Genomic DNA, 16677 nt, shown 5'->3' on the forward strand with positions numbered 1-16677 from the left:
ATAAAATGCCTACATGGTCTTTCCGCACATGCGGATCAGGGATTCTACCTGACGGACGATCAATTCAAACAGGTCTTTCACACTTCCCTTCGGAATCCTGTTGACCTCCATCAGTTCCATGATCATCCGCAAACGCGTCAGAAGCCCGATCATGATGCTTTCAATGGCGAGCACCGTCCAGAAAATCTGGTACGAGGAAGCGCCCGGAAACATCTTGCGGATGCTGTCATGAAGCTGCCGCCGGATGGGGGAATATACTTCCTTGATGTATTCCACGGCAATTTCAGGCGTCTGCACATGGCAGATGCCCATCAGGCGCAAATAATGGGGGAACGTGTTCAGTTCTTCCAGGGTCAGATCCCCCGTGTTCAGGAGTCCGTAAAAGGAGGGATACACGTATGCGTGGGCCAGGGCTTCAATGGAGCCGTCCCGCTCCATGGCTTCCGCCACCCGGGCCATCCGGAAATCCCGTGCCATCGGCGCGTACTTCATCATGACCGCCTTCCACAGGCCTTCCTTGCCGCCGAAGTGGTAGTTGGCAGAAGCTATATTGACGTCGGCCGCCTGGGAAATCATGCGCAGCGACGTTTCCGTATAGCCGTATTCGGCAAACAGGTTTTCAGCGGCTTCCAGCAGCCGTTCCCTGGTCCCTTGCTGTTGTTTCATAATGGGACGTATGTTATCTGGGTTACTGTTACCGGTTCACGCGGGAGGCGCGCACCTGGAGGGAATGGTTGTGGGCATCCAACCCCTCTACGCGGGCGAATTCCGCCACGTACGGCGCCGATTTCAGAACGGCGTCCCCGTTCATGCGGACCACGCTCGTGCGCCGCTGGAACTGGTCCGCCCGAAGGCCGGAGAACGACTTGCCTGCGCCGCCCGTGGGCAGCGTATGGCTGGGGCCCGCCAGAAAATCCCCGCAGGCCACCGTGGACAGGGCACCCGCATAAATGGCTCCGGCCGTCCGGATGGCCGCCAGCACGGAATCTTCATCCTCCGTCACCAGGACCAGGTGTTCCGGAGCAAATGCATTCACCAGGTCCACTCCCTCCTGAATGGAGGAGACCAGAAAACCGTACGCGTGCTTGTCCAGCACCTCCCGGATGATGGCGCCCCGGCTCAGCAGGGCCGCCTGGCGTTCCACTTCCGCCTCCACCCGTTCCAGCAGCTCTTCCGAGGTGGTCACAAATACCACGACGCTGTCCGGCCCGTGCTCGCCCTGGGCCAGCAGGTCGGCGGCCAGAAACTCGGCGTCCGCCGTCTCATCCGCCAGCACCATCACTTCGCTCGGCCCGGGAAGAAGATCGATGGCTACGGCGCCCACCAGCTGGCGCTTGGCCTCTACTACAAACCGGTTGCCGGGGCCGAAAATCTTTTCCACGGGCTTCATGCTCTCCGTACCCAGCGCCAGCGCGGCGATCGCCTGGGCGCCGCCTATCTTGATAATCTCCGTGGCGCCGGAAGCCTTCAGCGCATATAAAAGAGCGGGGTTCACCCGCCCGTCCGGCCCGCACGGCGTGGCGGCCACGATTTCCCGCACGCCGGCGGCCTGGGCAAAGCCGCCCGTCATGATGGAGGTGGACACGAGGGGAGCCTTGCCCCCGGGAATGTAAATGCCCACGCGGTCATAGGGAAGGAAGCGTTCCGCAACCTCCACGCCCTGGGCGTTCACTCCGGACCAGTCCTGCCTGCGGCTGCGGTCTGAAAAATAATGGATGTTCGCCAGAGAAGCGGCAATGGCCTCCTTCACGGATTCCTCCACGGCGGCTTCCGCCTCCGCCAGTTCCTCCGCGGTGACAAACAGGGAACCGCTGTCCAGGCTGACCTTGTCAAACCTGGCGGCATAATCAAACAGGGCGGCGTCTCCGCGGACGGCAACGTCCTGAATAATGGAATTAACGGTATCTCTTACGGAATTCTCGGGAAGGGCCCGGCGGTTCATCCGGCCTTTCATCTCTTTAAAACAACTGTCGGCAGGTCGATAAATTTTCATAAAATAGCAACATACGGAAAATGGGAGGGAAGTTTCCCAATCTTTATGCAGACAGTCAAGCCTTCTGTCCTCTTCGACTTCCACAACGGCAACGGAAAAAAATAAAAAGACCAAACCATTATCCCTTGACCGGCACGGGAAATAGTCCTAGCCTTTCTTCCGCAAACATTTGGCCGAACGGCCCACTGTCATGAATATTCACGAATATCAAGCAAAACAACTCTTTGAGCGCTTTGGCGTGGCAACTCCCAAGGGCATTGCCGCCACCACCGCCCAGGAAGCCGCACAAATAGCCCGCGACATGGGCGTTTCCCAATACGTAGTTAAGGCACAGGTACATGCCGGAGGACGCGGCAAAGGCACATTCAAAAACGGGTTCCAGGGCGGCGTGCACGTCGTCAATTCCGTGGAGGAAGTGGAAGACGTAGCCGGCAAAATGCTCAACCAGGTACTGGTCACCAAGCAGACCGGGGAAGCCGGCAAGCTGGTCAGCAAGATCATGGTGGCGGAAGCCGTGGACCTTAAAAAGGAATGCTACTTCGCCATCCTGCAGGACCGCGCCCGGGAATGCCCCGTCATCGTCGCCAGCACGGAAGGCGGCATGGACATTGAAGAAGTGGCGGCCACCCGTCCGGAAGCCATCATCCGCGAACACATTGACCCGGCCCTGGGCATCCTGCCCTTCCAGGCCCTCAAGATCGCCGTGGCCCTGGGCCTCACCGGCCCCCTGCTCCGCCAGGCGACCAAGCTCATCACCAACGTTTACAAGCTCTTCACCGCCCTGGACTGCTCCCTGGTGGAAATCAACCCCCTCGTCGTCACCACGGATGACCGCGTATGCGCCCTGGACGCCAAATTCAACTTTGACGACAACGCCCTGTACCGCCATCCGGAAATCATGGAAATGCGGGATGAAACGGAAGAAGACCCCCGCGAAGTGGAAGCCGGCAAGTACGACCTGAACTACATCGGGCTGGACGGCAACATCGGCTGCATGGTGAACGGCGCCGGACTAGCCATGGCCACGATGGACATCATCAAATACTACGGCGGAGATCCCGCCAACTTCCTGGACGTGGGCGGTTCCGCCACGGAGGAAATGGTGACCAACGCGTTCCGCATCCTCACCAGCGACAAGAACGTGAAGGCCCTTCTCGTCAACATTTTCGGCGGCATCATGCGCTGCGACGTCATTGCCCAAGGCATCGTGGCCGCTGCGAAAAACATCGACATGAAAATCCCGCTCGTCGTCCGCCTGGAAGGCACCAACGTGGAAATCGGCAAGAAAATCCTTGCCGACAGCGGCATCGCCATCATCCCTGCCGACAACCTGGACGAAGCCGCCCAGAAGGCGGTTGCGGCCGTCAAATAACCCTCACCATTTATTACGACAATGACATCTCTCATTGACAAAAACACCCGTCTCGTCGTGCAAGGCATCACCGGCAGCGCCGGCGCATTCCATGCCAAAAACTGCATGGACTTCGGCACCAACGTGGTTGCCGGCGTGACCCCCGGCAAGGGCGGCCAGCTCTTTGAAGGCAAGGTCCCCGTATTCGACACCGTGGCGGAAGCCAAAAAGGCCACGGACTGCAACGCCTCCATGATCTTCGTCCCGCCGCCCTTCGCGGCCGACGCCATCATGGAAGCCGCGGACGCGGGCGTCAAGCTCATCGTCTGCATCACGGAAGGCATCCCGGTGCAGGACATGCAGAAAGTGAAAGTATTCCTGAAAGACAAGGACGTAACCCTCATCGGCCCGAACTGCCCCGGCATCGTCAACCCCTCCGCCAGCTGCAAGATCGGCATCATGCCGGCCTACATCTTCAAGCCCGGCAGAATCGGCATCGTCTCCCGTTCCGGCACGCTCACCTATGAAGCCGTCTGGCAGGTCACCAACATGGGACTGGGCCAGAGCATGTGCATCGGCATCGGCGGCGACCCCGTCCACGGCATGACCCAGCAGCAGGCCGTTCAATTCTTCACGGAAGACCCCAACACGGACGCCTTCATCATGATCGGTGAAATCGGCGGTTCCGAGGAAGAGGAAGCCGCCGAATGGATCAAGAACAACTGCAAGAAGCCCGTAGCCGCGTTCATCGCCGGAGCCACGGCTCCCAAGGGACGCCGCATGGGCCACGCGGGCGCCATCGTGGCCGGAGGCAAAGGCACCGCCGCCGCCAAGCAGGAAGCCCTGCGCGAAGCGGGCATCGTGGTCGCCAAGACCCCGGCCCAGATGGGTGCAGCCCTGGCGGAAGCCATGAAGAACAAGGGTATGTAACTGGCTGTTTTCATCCACCTGTTTTCAAGCGCCTCCCGCAATAGGAGGCGCTTTTTTATAGGTAAACAAAATTCCTGGCATTCCATGCTCTCCCACGGATTTACCAGGACGATCAATTTCATATAAGGTCCTTTCATTTCCAATATACCTCGCCTCAGGCCCTCCATGACTCCATCTTTTAAGACTGCATGTTTGCGGACTCTTCTTCCCTATTCCTACGGTTTTGGTTTTATTCTCTGGGAATCTGATTCAGTGCCAACATCCTATTGACAGAGGGGAAAATGTGATTTCCCTGTTCATTCAGAGAATGTCAGGCCTGGAAATGAAAAAGAAAATGCTATTTTTCAGGGAAGCAAAATGGCAAGCTTATATTGAGGCCATTGACAAACTTACGACGAAAACCATCGCAGAAAAATCTGGCACGGCCTTTAAAAAAAACAGCAATAAAGGTTGAACCCCCATGAACATGTTGCCGCCTTTATGCACATGTGTCGTCTGTCTCTCTATGGGGGCGGCCAGTGCTGCCGACTTCCACCCCATGCTGGAGAGTCCCGCCTGCATTGCCCCATACCAACAGACCTCTCCCGCCATCCGGGAACTTTCCTCCTTCCTGCGGAACAAGCAGTTCAAATCATTTTATGAAAAGGCTGAAAAGAATACACATGCCTTCAAGGTAACGACACGGGACAATGTTGATACCGAGTTGGGGGAGAAAATATGGCATTGCTATCTCGTAGCTTCGGCACCCGCCTTTTCCTTCAACACATACAAGCAAACCGAGCTGGAAATAAACATTGACGACATGTCTGATATTAACCAAAAATCCAAGGTTTGCCTTTTCATGGAAAAATACATCAGGCTGGTTAGAAAAACCCATAAAATCAGGGAGCCTGAAAAGAAGCGGATCATTACACGCCTCCTGCTCTCTTATTATGCCCATATATTGAGGCAATTCAAAAGTGCGCACGAGACCAATCCCTTCCGGATTGCCGAAGACGAACCTCAACAACGAGGCCTTGCTCATCGATCTGCTGAAGAACAAGTAAAAAAACTCCGCCATCTTAAAATGGAAGACCTTCGGAAGCTCATGAACGAGGTTGCAACAGGAGAGTCTTTTATCAACACAAGAAATCAGGTCTTCGAAGACGAAGTCAAGGAGCTTGAAAAAACTTTCATGGAAATCCTTGTCTCTGTATTTCCAGGCAACTATGCCAACATGGAGGAATTCCTTCTCAAGGCAGGATATTCAAAGGAAGACATTCCCGATCTCATTGACCGTACAGTTGGCAGAAACAGCAAAACTGATTTTCTTTATAAAGGGAAAACACCGTTCTGACCATGACAGGCCTCTCAGGAAAAAGAAATAAGTTCCTTCTAAAAAGATTATTTCATCCGGCAAGTTTCCATGCAATAAAACGGGGCCATTTTTTCCGTTCCTCTCCCCGGTTTGACTTGCCCTTTATTCGGAGTTAACCTGGGGACAAGGCAGCCGGAAAGCCGTCTCTCCACAGGCGGCCGGTCAACAACCTCATCACCGACATGAACATATCCGTTATTCTGGGACACCCCTACAAGGAGAGTTTTAATGCGGCCATGGCCGCGGCAGCCGTGGAAACCCTGAAGGAACACGGCCATACCGTCAGTTTTCACGACCTCTACCGGGAACAATTCAATCCCGTCCTTCCTGAAACGGAACTGGTCAGCGACGTGCCCGAAGACTCTTTGACGGCTCTCCACCAGCGGGAAATCAGGCAGGCGGACGGCATCGTCATCATCCATCCCAACTGGTGGGGGCAGCCTCCCGCCATCATGAAAGGGTGGGTGGACCGCGTTCTGAGAGAGGAAGTGGCCTACACCTTTGCCAAGGGAGACAACGGGAGCGGTCTTCCCATCGGCCTTCTGAAAGCAAAAGCGGCCTTGGTTTTCAATACCTCCAATACCCCGGAGGAGCGCGAACAATCCGTCTTCGGCGATCCCCTCCAGCGCATCTGGAAAGACTGCATCTTTGCTTTCTGCGGCGTAACCGCCTTTGAAAGAAAAATGTTCCGCATCATCGCAGACAGCACGCCCGGCGACCGCCGCGAATGGCTGAAAGAAGTACGGGAAACCGTAGCCGACTATTTTCCCGCAGAGAAAAGAGAATGACTCCCAAACAAAAAATTGCTTTCACAGGAATTGGGAAAACGTGAGGAACCGGGTTAAACCGCGGACCAATTCTCTGCCGCAAATGGGACAGCGCAGAATGATCTTTCCTTTCAAGTAATCGCAAACGAACTGTTTTTCATATTCTCCCGCCAGGAAACATTCCCTCGGAAATACCTTCCGGACAAATGGTTTCCATAAGCTTTGGAAAAAAGTACACGCAGAGATACCGACTGGCAATAACCCCACATGCCAGGGAAGTGGCACTCTTTTCCCTGCTCCGTTTCCTGTTACATGCCTCACAAACATCCTGTAAAACTAAAGCATGTCTAACAACCAAATCATTCGCGTCGTTGCCTACCACTTCCAGGCTGATTGTGAAATTCAAGGCGACAGGCTCACTCGCACGGACTCCTGCCCGGACCAGGCCCAGATTCTCTCCAGATCGGAAACTGCCATGACCTTGTGGTGGCCCAAATACCGTTCTCTGGAATACCTGCACCGCAACCCCGCCACAGACGAATGGATTCTGCTCAACTCCCGGAGAGGACTGCATTTTCTGTGCACTGACCCCCATGCAAGGGAAGGCACACGCTTCATTGTCTCTCATGAGCATAAGACTGTAGGCTATCTGGTCGCCAAAAATGCCTGTTCCACTCTGCTCGGAACCGCGCTGCACGAACACAACGGATACACGATACGCGAAACCGGAGCCCAAAACCCGATATGGAGGGACGGTTACGCCTGTTCCCAGGTCAGGGGACATGCGAGCTACAATGCGGAAAAACTGGGAAGCTACCGTCACATCATCACCTACCGCAACCCTGTAGACCGCTTCGTCAACCTCTGCAATTATGCCTGGTGCATCGCCGCAAATCTGCTCCTTCCTTACACGGCAGCCTGCAAGGACAAGCGCTGTTTTATTGAAACAATACTCCTGCTCATCAAGCTCAACGACCGGAACTACCCGGATCCATTTGAAGTTCATCTTCAGTCGCAATATAACCATTTCCTCTTCACCCACCGGATTGACACGGTTATCCGCATAGAGGAATTTTCCGACTACATCCGCAAGGAATGGGGCTGCGAACCCTACAACTGCAACGTAGATAATAAAAACGAACTGACGGCTGACGACCTCATTCCCGAAGACATAGAACAGCTTAAACAGACATCCTGGGGCAAGGACTGGCTCATCCCCCAATATTACGGCAACCTTTTTTACAAAAACGCCAATAAATAGAGAGGGGCACTTTCCATCTCCCGGTTCACTTCATCAGCTCCGTCCATGGCATATTCCATGGACGGAGCTCTTCATTCTTCAACAACCCGATAGAATGTAAGAAGCTTTTGGGACCTTTTTCCCCAGATATTCCGGAATAAGTTTGAACCCCTCAATCCAGGGCAGGCAGATTGGCCAGCACGGTTGTGCAAGCTTTTCCGGTCTTCCTTTTTACCTTTTCATCAATCCGGCTCTTGGGCAGTCCATACCCAGTATCCTCCATTTCCGGCGTTGTTGAGTATGACGCTTCTTAGGGCCGACAAAGGTATGGTCCTTCCTGCAGCAGAAGGATATATTCCTGGTACAATCAAGAGGATGCTATCTTCCGGCCTCATCTTCACTATCCTTTCCATTATCTGAGCATCCCTGAACCGGACATAATAAATTATCCCTGCTTTTCAGCGGCAAGAATATTCCAAGAAATGAAAAAGCCCTGATGTTTCAGGGCTAAACATGCACCAACATACTGAAATGCTGGCGGAGCGGGAGGGATTATAGTTATTGATTATAAATATATTTATGGATATAATGTTCAGCTTTTTGTACAGTTCCTTTCTTCTACTGCGGAGCCAAACCGATAACGGAACAACGCATTCATGACGCGGGCCCGGTCTGCTTTTGAGATATGGGGAGGCCGGGGGCTACCCACGGTCACAACGTCAAACCCAGCATATTTTTCTGGAGTGACCGCAACACTGAACCAGTTCCAGGCCGACCAGCGCCCTGCCCTGTTTTGCGGTGTCCATGGGGGGATGATTTTCCCTTTACCCACACCGAACAGGTCAATGACCGTGCGTCCGATGGTAAGATCCTCCGGTGCGTTGGGGGGGAGTTCTGCCTGCATCAGCACTGCTGCGGCTCGTTTGGCGGCCAGTCCGGTCATGGCATAACACAGGCCGTAGAATTGCCGGCTATCTGCGCCCGATGCGCACCAGTGAATACCGGAACCAGCCATGTCCCTGATCCACGCTCCATTGAGCAGCGCCGTGTCGGAGTCAATTTTGACAACGATGTCGTCGTCCGCCGCATCTCTGGCCAGCGTGGAAATAATACCCCTGACGCATTCGGGGCCGTTGAGGTTGCCGTTGCGCTCAAAAATGCTTTGACGATACCGCGCCCCATACGCTACAAGAGCCCTCCTGGCCTCCGGGGGCGCCGGGACGGCTTCATCGTCCACAACGGTAATCACGGATTCAGGGATGGCCGCCTTGGCGCACCGAACGCATGCAATAGCTTCGTCCGCATCTCCACCATAGGTAAATAGATAGATTCTGATCATGACGGGCCGTAGGGATAGAAGGTTCCGCCGAACACGGGCACCTGGATCATGCCGAGGGCATATTGCGTTACCTTGTCTCCATCGATGTCGGCTACATGGAAGGCGTAGTCAAACGCGACGTTGGGTTTTTCAGTATTGAGGAAAATTGGATATACCGGCCCGGGAATGCCGGAAATATCCCAGGTGTCCAGTTTCGCGTCTTGGTCAAAGTGGAGGTTCAGCCATACTTCCCCCGCCGTGACCGGGATTTTCACCCAGGACGATCCGGATCCGGCGCCGGCCGGATACATTCCCAGGAACGAGCCGTTGAGGTAGATGGCGCCGGGTTTGATACTCGCACCGGTGACAGCTCCACTGGTGTCCTTTTCAAGACGTATTTGGAATCCGTATTCAGGAGCCGGCTCGGAAGATCCGGTGGATGCGGTTATTTGCTGACTGATGGTCGGGGATTCTGGCTTGGGGTCGTACGTCAGGTCGCCGGGTTCGGGCGCGCCCTGCATGTTTTCTAAAGAGGAAGATTGCCGAGATATAGCATTTACTTGATTTAGTTCCAATAAATCTTCGACTCCAAGTTGGTTTGCTGCCCCATAGGCAAGAGTAATAACGTCTGTCTGTAAATCATGGCTGACAGTCTGGACAAGCGTGTTGATGTTTTCCCATTCAGGGTTTCCTCCGGTCAGCGATACGCGCCGTCCCATATACTGCCAGTTTTGAGCGCCGCCACGAGCTGCGAAGGCGATGTCCCCATCGTAAGGGAGTTCTTGCATGGATTCCCATACGGCCCGGGCAATGTCCGCATATGGCACGCCATCAGCAGGCTCGTCGCCGCCATCATCCTCATTGGAGGGCTGCTCGCCGTTGTACATGCCATCGATCGGATAAGTAGAGTAGGCGCGGTCCATCGTGACCAGGTCAACGGCAAATTCCTGCCAGTACACCGTGGTGGTACCGATGGTGCCGATGTTTTTGAATTTATCCCTCCACTGGGCAGGAGCAGATTCCGGGATGCAGAGCCGCTGCTTGATGGTAGTCTTGCACCATTTAGGGTTGAGGGCCTTGGTGTGGATTTGACCTTCGACCAGTTCAAACCCTGTTGCTGATGTGTCATATCCTTTCGGCTCATCCTCTCCGCTTGCTCCATCCCATGCCTTTCCGGTGATAGACGGCGCCGCATACGGTATTATTTGGTTGGCAGCCTCAAGCTCTTGCATCCACGGGAAGTGACGCTCCCAGAAACTGGTGATCATGCTGGATTGGTTGATCTGGCGGCCGCGGATTTTCATTCGCTGGTAGGCCAGACTGCCCGACCTGGTGGATGACACAGGAACGGGCTCGGATGCGGCAGAGCCGTCTGAGTTGTATTTGGAGTAATAAAAATCAGAGGCAACCCGGTAAACAATGGAGTGGGGGAGCGTAGGATCGCCGTCAGCCGGATATCTGGAGAGGTAAGAGACATTGTAGCCGCTGCTTCCACTGGTGTCTGCGACAATGGCGACGCAAGGCGGCACAAGATCGCCGCGAGGAGAGAGGGAAACGTCAATGCTCTTGACGGTGTCCGTGGGCTGCAAGGGCATCGATATAGGCTCCAAAGAGTCATAGTCCGTGATAATGAGCTTGGGCTGATTGCCGCTGTAGTCGTAGTAGCTGACCATGCGAGGAGACCATCGACGGATAGATTGAAGCAGGCTGCCTATGGTATCGCATGAGGCATTCCAGGGGATTATTAATTTGTCGTCGTTGATCCGCAGTTCATACGTGGCCGGGTGGTGCTTGGCCGTGTCTAATACCCCTTTAATGGCATCGCTGATTTTGGCTTTGGGGATGACGTTGTCGGAGGCATAGAGATTGTAGACAGGCCGCCATCCGCCCTTAAGGGCATAGCAATTTTCCAGGTAATACCAAGGGTCTGAGAAAACAATTTTCCAGGATCGCGCTTGCCCGCTGTACACTTTTTCGACGGAGGACACTAATCCTACCAGGATGGCAACGCCATCCCTAGATATGGAGACTGTGTCAAATTGATTATACGGCAAAGTTTCTCCGAGCGTCCGGACAGGATAAATCGCGGTAATGGTGGAAACGGAGAAACTTTGTTGGTCGTGGATAAGGCTCGACGGCTTGAGGGCCAGCAAATCGTCTATGGTAATATTATGATTCCTGAGTTGTCTAGATTTTGGGTGTTAATAATATTAGTATGTTTTTTGACTCATACTACCGGTCTTTATTTTTTTGTAAGTAAAACATATAGTGTGTACCAAAGAATACTTGCTATGATACCCCCAAAAATATAATAAAATCCTAAGTCTATAATTCCTCCCGCAATGCAACTTACTCCCATAAATAGCCCTCCACCAATCGAAAATATGCATAATAGTATTAATACTGCTTTCAAAAGAGAATGGGGGTGATTTTTACAATGATTAGAACAAATTGTATTTGTAACTAGAGGTGTTACTTTGTTATTTTCTCTTAATAATTCTAACGTAAATAATAAATCATCTGCTGGAAACCATCTTTCAGTTCCTTCTGCACAGATCGGAGTATCGCTATCTATTATAAATTGATCACGTAAAGTCTCAAGCTCTTGAAGGGAATAAGGTCCTTCAATATCTGAACTTTTTGCTACAAAATATTTCATAGCTTTTAAATATATCAAATAAATGTCTTTATCAATCAAAATCTATCGACGCCTCAATCCTTTAACATTATTTTGAGCCTGAGCTAAGTCTCGTTTCATTTGTTGAATCTGATCTTGTTGTGCCCTTAATTGAGAGGATTGTTGATTTAAAAGTGAGAGAGCCTCCCTCATATTCCCGGTTAGTCCTCTTAGGATTGTTTGATTTTGTATACCCTGCTGCCTCAAAGCATCCCTGAAAGCCACTCCAATTTGATCATATTCTCTAGAGTCAATTATTCCATCTGATAAAGCTATTTTAACTTGATTTCGAATTGCTTCTGAAGCAGCTCTCACCATTGCTTTTTGTTGATCGTTTGCTGATTTACCAGCATCAGCTGCTAATTGGTTTATGTTAGACTCTAGATTATTCTTAATATTGAGTTCTCTTTCTTGAGCTTTTTCTATTTGTTCTTTTAACTGATTAGCTCTTCCCTGCTTATCTTCTCGCTCATCAAAAGTATTTACTCTTACATATCTAATCTTTTCTCTTATTCCTCTAATTTCTTCAATATTTTGAATGTCAGTTTCTTTTAATGGAATTTCTTTATCTAAAGATTTTAAAGTATCTGATAAATCAGCAGCTGATTTTTCTAACTCTAATTGTTTTTTTGTGAGCGAATCAAGAGCGACTTGATATTCTTTTGTTCTATCTAAATCAGTTTTCCCTTCCCCATAAGAAGGAGCAAATTCGACGCCTGCATTTTGTAAAGATAACTGTGCTGCTTGTATTCTGGATGAAGCCCTAGCGTTGTCTTTAAATAATATATCATATTCTTTTTTATATTGTGCCGGGTCTATTTCCAAATTATTCATTTTATTATCAAGAACTTGCATTCTTCGACGAGTATTGCTTTCTTCTCTTAAACTAGAAGACATTTCTTCTAAAGAAGGCAAAGACCGTATTAAATTAAAAAAATTACTTAATTCAAGTCCTATCTGCCCTAATGAATATTCTGCTTCAGAACGTCTTTCATCTAAAGATTTCAATTCGTTTTCGGCAATTAATAATTGTGCGTTTTCTCTTCTTCGTTCAAATTCTTGATCTATTTCAAGATTTTGTCTATCTCTTTCTCTTTTAGTGATACGTCCTTGTTCAAACTCTAACTCTGTTTGAGCTTTTTGCAAATCCAAATCAGCAGTTTTTATATTCTCACGATTTGCTATTTCACGTTTTCTTAAATTTAATTGATATTCTATTTCATCTGTTTGTTTCTTGTACTCCTGCGTTATTCCTTCAACATATCTTTTATATTCTTGATTAACCGTATTAGATAAATTTTCTTTATTGGCATTTTGAATAAATGTAATACGTTCTCTTTCTGCATCACGAAGAAAATCAGCAATCTCTTTGCTTCGATCCTTCATCTTCTTGGAAAGATCGTCCGTCTTGTCAGCGCTGTCGGAAAGCCACTCATAGAGTTTTGCGCCGGCAAGAGTAGCAAGGGAGATGGCCCCGGCCAGGCCGGCCCCGCCGCCGAAGCCTATTACGAGTCCCGGGATGTTATTGAGAATACCTTTGATGCCATACTGCACGTCATCCATGAAGTAAGCGACCTGAAGCATTCCCTGCCCCATTCTCTTGACGCTTCTGGTAGCCTGTTGGCTGCCTTTGTCGAGCTGTTCCGTTGATTTGTTCAGCGAGTCAATTTGCTGCTTGGCTTCTTGCACACCCTTCCCGTCCAGAGTGGACTTGAGATTGATTTCAATTTCTTTCTTGGTTGCCATGGTAGTGTTTGTAAGTGGTTAGTGTAGGTCTTTGGATTCTTCTATAACGAAGGCAGGCAGTTCGCCCGCCGTGAGGCTGGCGCGAGCGTCTTCCACCCGCTTCTGGAAGTATTCCAGCAGCATTATGTCCCGGAAGATGATGCCGAAGGCGGTGGGAGGATTGACCGCGGCTTTTTCGGCAGCGGCAAAGATGCTTGCCTGAAGAGAGCGCGCGGCTTGCTCCAGATGGGGGTTCTTACGGCAGGCTTCTGCGAATTGCGCGGAAATCCCTTCCAGGCCGTTTTCAGGATTGTTTGATTGTTGTTTTACAGTCATGGTTATTAGTATGTTAAGCTGTTGTTACCCAATATATTCAATGTCCAGGGACATAGCCGGCATATATTCCGGATAGATGATTGGCTGGGGGTAGGGAAGAAAAGCCATGCCGGCCCATTCGCCGTGTTTCACGCCCGTTTCAACTTTTGTGTAAACGACGGCGCCGGGAGAGAATATAAGCTTCATCTCTTCTTTTACCTGAACAGGATCCGGAAATACGAATGTGGCTTGTTGATTGGCAGCGTCATTAACCGCGGCATTGCTGGTTCCAAGCAACGTCGTGCTTGATCCGTCCTCATTGAGGACATAGATGGAAAGGGTCGTGCTGATGTTGTTGGCGCTTCCCCGGGCCACAGTGACAGACTTAATAGATGCCGAAGGCGGAGGATTTCCATCCATCTGCTCTCCCCACTGAAGCCGGTATTGCTGCCAGTTCAGGCCGCCCAAGGCTGCAATCTTTGCCGGGTCGCCCTCAAGAAATACCGGAGAGCCGACTGCTTCCTCGTGGAGAGTGCCGGCCGCCTGGATAAATTCAACCAGTGATGTGCGTCCCGTACCGTCCTGAGAGAGGGTGGCGTACATGCTTTTTTCCGACGTGGTGTCATTGGATGCTATGGCCGCCATAAATGACCCATTGTTGCCGTTGATGATCTTGCTTGTTTTCAGCCCTTCCGATGTCGACAAGGTCCATGACTGCCCAATTTCACCCGGGTTGAAGTAAGAGGTGATATTGATTTTATATTCACCTCCAGACGATGGAACGTCTACGGACTCAGGAGAGGCGGAGAATTCCCAGGCTGTAATATCCGGCATCCTGTCGGTGAGTGTCATGCTCAGCGATACCAGAAGACACAAATAACCGCCTTCCGGCGCCGGAGGAGGAATAAAATTCTTCGTCTCAAATTGGTAGCCGGTAATGACGGACGCAAAGCTCCATTGGGGCTGATCGGCAAACTGCATCAGCAAGTTGCCGCTTTGGTTGGAGGCGAGCCAGACGGCCAGATTTTCCTGGTATCTGGCCATGTCTTCATAATTTGTAAACCAGCGATAAAAGGCCAAGGTGCGATGCTCCAACGCGGAGCCAAGCCCCGCCGCAAAAGCCCTCGGCCCATCCACCAGGGATGTTTCATAGGTTTCCAGCTCTCCGCCGAAGCGGGGAGGTTCGGGGGTCGGGTCCCAAAGATTGAGTAATTCCAGCGTATTTCCTGCGCTGGAAACATATCTGGCCGAGTATGGAGCCTCGTAGATCATGGCGGCTTACAGCTGGGTATAATCCTCCACTCCCTGTGCGATGGCGCGTGCAATGGCACCGGGGTTGTCACGCATAAGTGCTGCGTCGTGTGAATTGGTGATGAATCCGCACTCACACAATACCCATGCCGGACGAGTCTGCTTGAGGATGGCAAGGCCTGGACGCGCTTGAATGGCATTGGCACGTCCAGGAAGCAATTTTGTCAGCGGTCCGGCAATGGAGGCGGCCAAGCGAGTCCCTTTTAGAGAGCCGGGATAGAAGCACACATGACCGCCACGGGCGTCTGAATTGTCCGAGCTGTCACAATGGATGCTGATGCCTATATCATATCCTCCTGCATTGGCGGTCCTGATGGTGGCGTTGAGGTCTTCCCGGTTGGACTTGCCCGGGTAATCAATGATTGTCACTTTGTGACCCTGGGCCCGCAGCATGGGGGCAAGATGGTCAGCAATGGTGGTTGCCACGGCGTGTTCTTCCAGGCCGTTGCCACGAGCCCCCGTATTGTGGGCGTGTCCGATGTCGATTGCGATGTTCATTTGTTCAGGTATTGGTTTATAATTGATGAGAAGTATCGAGGAATGCTCGGTAGTTGCCTATTTCCCGAGCTTGCGCTCAATGTCCTCCACACGGAGAGCGAGCAGTTGAATGGCCTTGGCGGTTTCCACTTGCGCCTGCGTCTGCATGGTCATCAGGTCGCAAAGCCGGTCATTGTGGTGGCTCATGACGTCACCGATGTACCAGCACGCCCCGCCGCAAATGGACAGAGACAAAATGACACAAGCAATCATTGGAGATGCCTTGGCTAATTCCAAAAAACGTGCCGGTACTTCGGAGAGTTTGCACATGGTCTTATTTCTTGCTCGGAATTACTTGTACGACGGGCGGCACATCCGTTTCCGGCTGGGCCTGGGAATAGGACAGGTGGCCCGGTTCCAGCACCAAGCAAGAACCGTCCTTACAAATCACCGTCTTGCCCTGGGTAACGTCCACGGAGTGGCCGCAGCCGGACAGGGACATTCCCAAACCGCCAATGACGGCGCCGGCGATGGCCGCCCCGGCCCAGTGCAGGGCCTTTTTCCACCAGGAGGACGCACCAGCAGCTTGTCCGGTCAGATAGTCCTTTACATCCTCAAGCGCATGCTTGCCCATAATCGGCAGGGCATGTTGCGTCAACGTATTCCAACCGGCTTTCTCGTCGTTTGGTAGTTCCTCATATTTGACCTGTACTTGCCCATTATACCAAGATTTACCGGCTGCATAAGCATTGTACATTTCCTCGGCTATTGCCTCGATGTGATTGCATTGATTTTTGTTAGTCATTGTTTTGTGTTTTGGTAAAATGTTTGAAGAACGCCACGGCGGCAGGGTCTGTGATGACAAATTCCGGATAGTCGCGGACTGTGAATATCCGCCGTCCTCCCTGAGCATTGATGGCCTCGACATCCAGCGCAATCTCATCCTGATGCCCGACGGGGGTGTAAGGATCATCCTCGCCGTAGATGGTAGCTGTCATCAAATGCGCCCATACCTGGGACGCCTGCCAGTCCTCTCCCATGCCCACTAGCGCGGCCACCACGGCGGACATAGCCGGAGCCTGGTCGGCGGGGATATCGTCTTGGGTGTAGTTGTCCCTATGAGTGTATCCGTCCTTATCTGGAAAAACAGCGGTCATCGTGAACTTGTCCCACGCGCCGGGAGAAGGAAACTGTATCTGTATTTGGGTATTATCCA

General features: G+C 51.8%; 18 protein-coding genes. 6 read left to right on the top strand and 12 right to left on the bottom strand.

Annotation, left to right across the window (positions count from 1 at the left end; genetic code table 11):
• Window positions 1-9 precede the first annotated feature (9 nt).
• Both HMPREF3039_RS02420 and hisD read right to left on the bottom strand, forming a co-directional pair.
• Complete coding sequence (locus HMPREF3039_RS02420) at window positions 10-666, bottom strand: TetR/AcrR family transcriptional regulator (RefSeq protein ID WP_067570762.1); 657 nt, start codon at window positions 664-666, stop codon at window positions 10-12.
• 28 nt (window positions 667-694) lie between these two features.
• Entirely contained in the window at window positions 695-1942 is a 1248-nt protein-coding gene (hisD, locus tag HMPREF3039_RS02425; RefSeq protein ID WP_231863821.1) for a histidinol dehydrogenase, read from the bottom strand.
• A 241-nt stretch (window positions 1943-2183) separates the two neighbouring features.
• On the opposite strand from hisD, the gene sucC reads away from it, so the two are divergent.
• The 6 genes from sucC to HMPREF3039_RS02455 all read left to right on the top strand — a co-directional run bounded on the left by sucC (window position 2184) and on the right by HMPREF3039_RS02455 (window position 7659).
• A complete protein-coding gene (sucC, locus tag HMPREF3039_RS02430; RefSeq protein WP_067570760.1) occupies window positions 2184-3365 on the top strand; it encodes an ADP-forming succinate--CoA ligase subunit beta in 1182 nt (393 codons plus the stop codon).
• Window positions 3366-3386: 21 nt separating this feature from the next.
• Window positions 3387-4274, top strand: coding sequence for a succinate--CoA ligase subunit alpha (gene sucD / locus HMPREF3039_RS02435; protein ID WP_067570758.1), 888 nt, complete (start codon window positions 3387-3389; stop codon window positions 4272-4274).
• A gap of 283 nt (window positions 4275-4557) precedes the next feature.
• Window positions 4558-4728: a hypothetical protein gene (locus HMPREF3039_RS13515; protein WP_231863822.1), complete on the top strand. Its 171-nt coding sequence runs from the start codon at window positions 4558-4560 to the stop codon at window positions 4726-4728.
• 6 nt (window positions 4729-4734) lie between these two features.
• Window positions 4735-5610: a hypothetical protein gene (locus HMPREF3039_RS02445; protein WP_147549408.1), complete on the top strand. Its 876-nt coding sequence runs from the start codon at window positions 4735-4737 to the stop codon at window positions 5608-5610.
• 203 nt (window positions 5611-5813) lie between these two features.
• Window positions 5814-6419 carry an NAD(P)H-dependent oxidoreductase gene (locus HMPREF3039_RS02450; RefSeq protein WP_067570752.1) on the top strand — a complete coding sequence of 202 codons (606 nt, stop codon included), beginning with the start codon at window positions 5814-5816 and terminating at the stop codon, window positions 6417-6419.
• Window positions 6420-6741: 322 nt separating this feature from the next.
• Window positions 6742-7659: a hypothetical protein gene (locus HMPREF3039_RS02455; RefSeq protein ID WP_067570750.1), complete on the top strand. Its 918-nt coding sequence runs from the start codon at window positions 6742-6744 to the stop codon at window positions 7657-7659.
• Between the two features lie 571 nt (window positions 7660-8230).
• Here HMPREF3039_RS02455 and HMPREF3039_RS02460 read toward each other — a convergent pair.
• From HMPREF3039_RS02460 to HMPREF3039_RS14025, 10 genes are all read right to left on the bottom strand, one after another.
• Window positions 8231-8977, bottom strand: a complete 747-nt coding sequence (locus HMPREF3039_RS02460; protein ID WP_067570430.1) for a hypothetical protein — start codon at window positions 8975-8977, stop codon at window positions 8231-8233.
• The gene (locus tag HMPREF3039_RS02465; protein WP_067570428.1) at window positions 8974-11109 is read right to left on the bottom strand and encodes a hypothetical protein; all 2136 of its coding nucleotides are present in this window, start codon (window positions 11107-11109) and stop codon (window positions 8974-8976) included. The genes HMPREF3039_RS02460 and HMPREF3039_RS02465 overlap by 4 nt, the downstream gene beginning before the upstream one ends.
• Before the next feature lie 89 nt (window positions 11110-11198).
• Entirely contained in the window at window positions 11199-11654 is a 456-nt protein-coding gene (locus tag HMPREF3039_RS13520) for a DUF4339 domain-containing protein (RefSeq protein WP_147549399.1), read from the bottom strand.
• Between the two features lie 3 nt (window positions 11655-11657).
• Window positions 11658-13379, bottom strand: coding sequence for a coiled-coil domain-containing protein (locus HMPREF3039_RS02470; RefSeq protein WP_067570426.1), 1722 nt, complete (start codon window positions 13377-13379; stop codon window positions 11658-11660).
• 18 nt (window positions 13380-13397) lie between these two features.
• Complete coding sequence (locus HMPREF3039_RS02475) at window positions 13398-13694, bottom strand: hypothetical protein (protein ID WP_067570425.1); 297 nt, start codon at window positions 13692-13694, stop codon at window positions 13398-13400.
• 24 nt (window positions 13695-13718) lie between these two features.
• Window positions 13719-14945, bottom strand: coding sequence for a BACON domain-containing protein (locus HMPREF3039_RS02480; protein ID WP_067570423.1), 1227 nt, complete (start codon window positions 14943-14945; stop codon window positions 13719-13721).
• A 6-nt stretch (window positions 14946-14951) separates the two neighbouring features.
• Complete coding sequence (locus HMPREF3039_RS02485) at window positions 14952-15482, bottom strand: N-acetylmuramoyl-L-alanine amidase family protein (protein WP_067570421.1); 531 nt, start codon at window positions 15480-15482, stop codon at window positions 14952-14954.
• Between the two features lie 57 nt (window positions 15483-15539).
• Window positions 15540-15716: a hypothetical protein gene (locus HMPREF3039_RS02490; RefSeq protein ID WP_156469842.1), complete on the bottom strand. Its 177-nt coding sequence runs from the start codon at window positions 15714-15716 to the stop codon at window positions 15540-15542.
• 79 nt (window positions 15717-15795) lie between these two features.
• Window positions 15796-16266, bottom strand: a complete 471-nt coding sequence (locus HMPREF3039_RS13525) for a hypothetical protein (RefSeq protein WP_147549405.1) — start codon at window positions 16264-16266, stop codon at window positions 15796-15798.
• The coding region (locus tag HMPREF3039_RS14025) for a hypothetical protein (protein ID WP_197483308.1) at window positions 16259-16677 on the bottom strand (419 nt) is incomplete at its 5' end. The genes HMPREF3039_RS13525 and HMPREF3039_RS14025, both read right to left, overlap by 8 nt.

The organism is Akkermansia sp. KLE1798 (assembly GCF_001580195.1).
In the GTDB taxonomy this organism is placed as follows: Bacteria; Verrucomicrobiota; Verrucomicrobiia; order Verrucomicrobiales; family Akkermansiaceae; genus Akkermansia; species Akkermansia biwaensis.

Coding starts and splice junctions, on each gene's coding strand:
- HMPREF3039_RS02420 (WP_067570762.1), bottom strand. CDS start 666: ATGAAACAACAGCAAGGGACCAGGGAACGGCTGCTGGAAGCCGCTGAA.
- hisD (WP_231863821.1), bottom strand. CDS start 1,942: ATGAACCGCCGGGCCCTTCCCGAGAATTCCGTAAGAGATACCGTTAAT.
- sucC (WP_067570760.1), top strand. CDS start 2,184: ATGAATATTCACGAATATCAAGCAAAACAACTCTTTGAGCGCTTTGGC.
- sucD (WP_067570758.1), top strand. CDS start 3,387: ATGACATCTCTCATTGACAAAAACACCCGTCTCGTCGTGCAAGGCATC.
- HMPREF3039_RS02445 (WP_147549408.1), top strand. CDS start 4,735: ATGAACATGTTGCCGCCTTTATGCACATGTGTCGTCTGTCTCTCTATG.
- HMPREF3039_RS02450 (WP_067570752.1), top strand. CDS start 5,814: ATGAACATATCCGTTATTCTGGGACACCCCTACAAGGAGAGTTTTAAT.
- HMPREF3039_RS02455 (WP_067570750.1), top strand. CDS start 6,742: ATGTCTAACAACCAAATCATTCGCGTCGTTGCCTACCACTTCCAGGCT.
- HMPREF3039_RS02460 (WP_067570430.1), bottom strand. CDS start 8,977: ATGATCAGAATCTATCTATTTACCTATGGTGGAGATGCGGACGAAGCT.
- HMPREF3039_RS02470 (WP_067570426.1), bottom strand. CDS start 13,379: ATGGCAACCAAGAAAGAAATTGAAATCAATCTCAAGTCCACTCTGGAC.
- HMPREF3039_RS02475 (WP_067570425.1), bottom strand. CDS start 13,694: ATGACTGTAAAACAACAATCAAACAATCCTGAAAACGGCCTGGAAGGG.
- HMPREF3039_RS02480 (WP_067570423.1), bottom strand. CDS start 14,945: ATGATCTACGAGGCTCCATACTCGGCCAGATATGTTTCCAGCGCAGGA.
- HMPREF3039_RS02485 (WP_067570421.1), bottom strand. CDS start 15,482: ATGAACATCGCAATCGACATCGGACACGCCCACAATACGGGGGCTCGT.
- HMPREF3039_RS13525 (WP_147549405.1), bottom strand. CDS start 16,266: ATGACTAACAAAAATCAATGCAATCACATCGAGGCAATAGCCGAGGAA.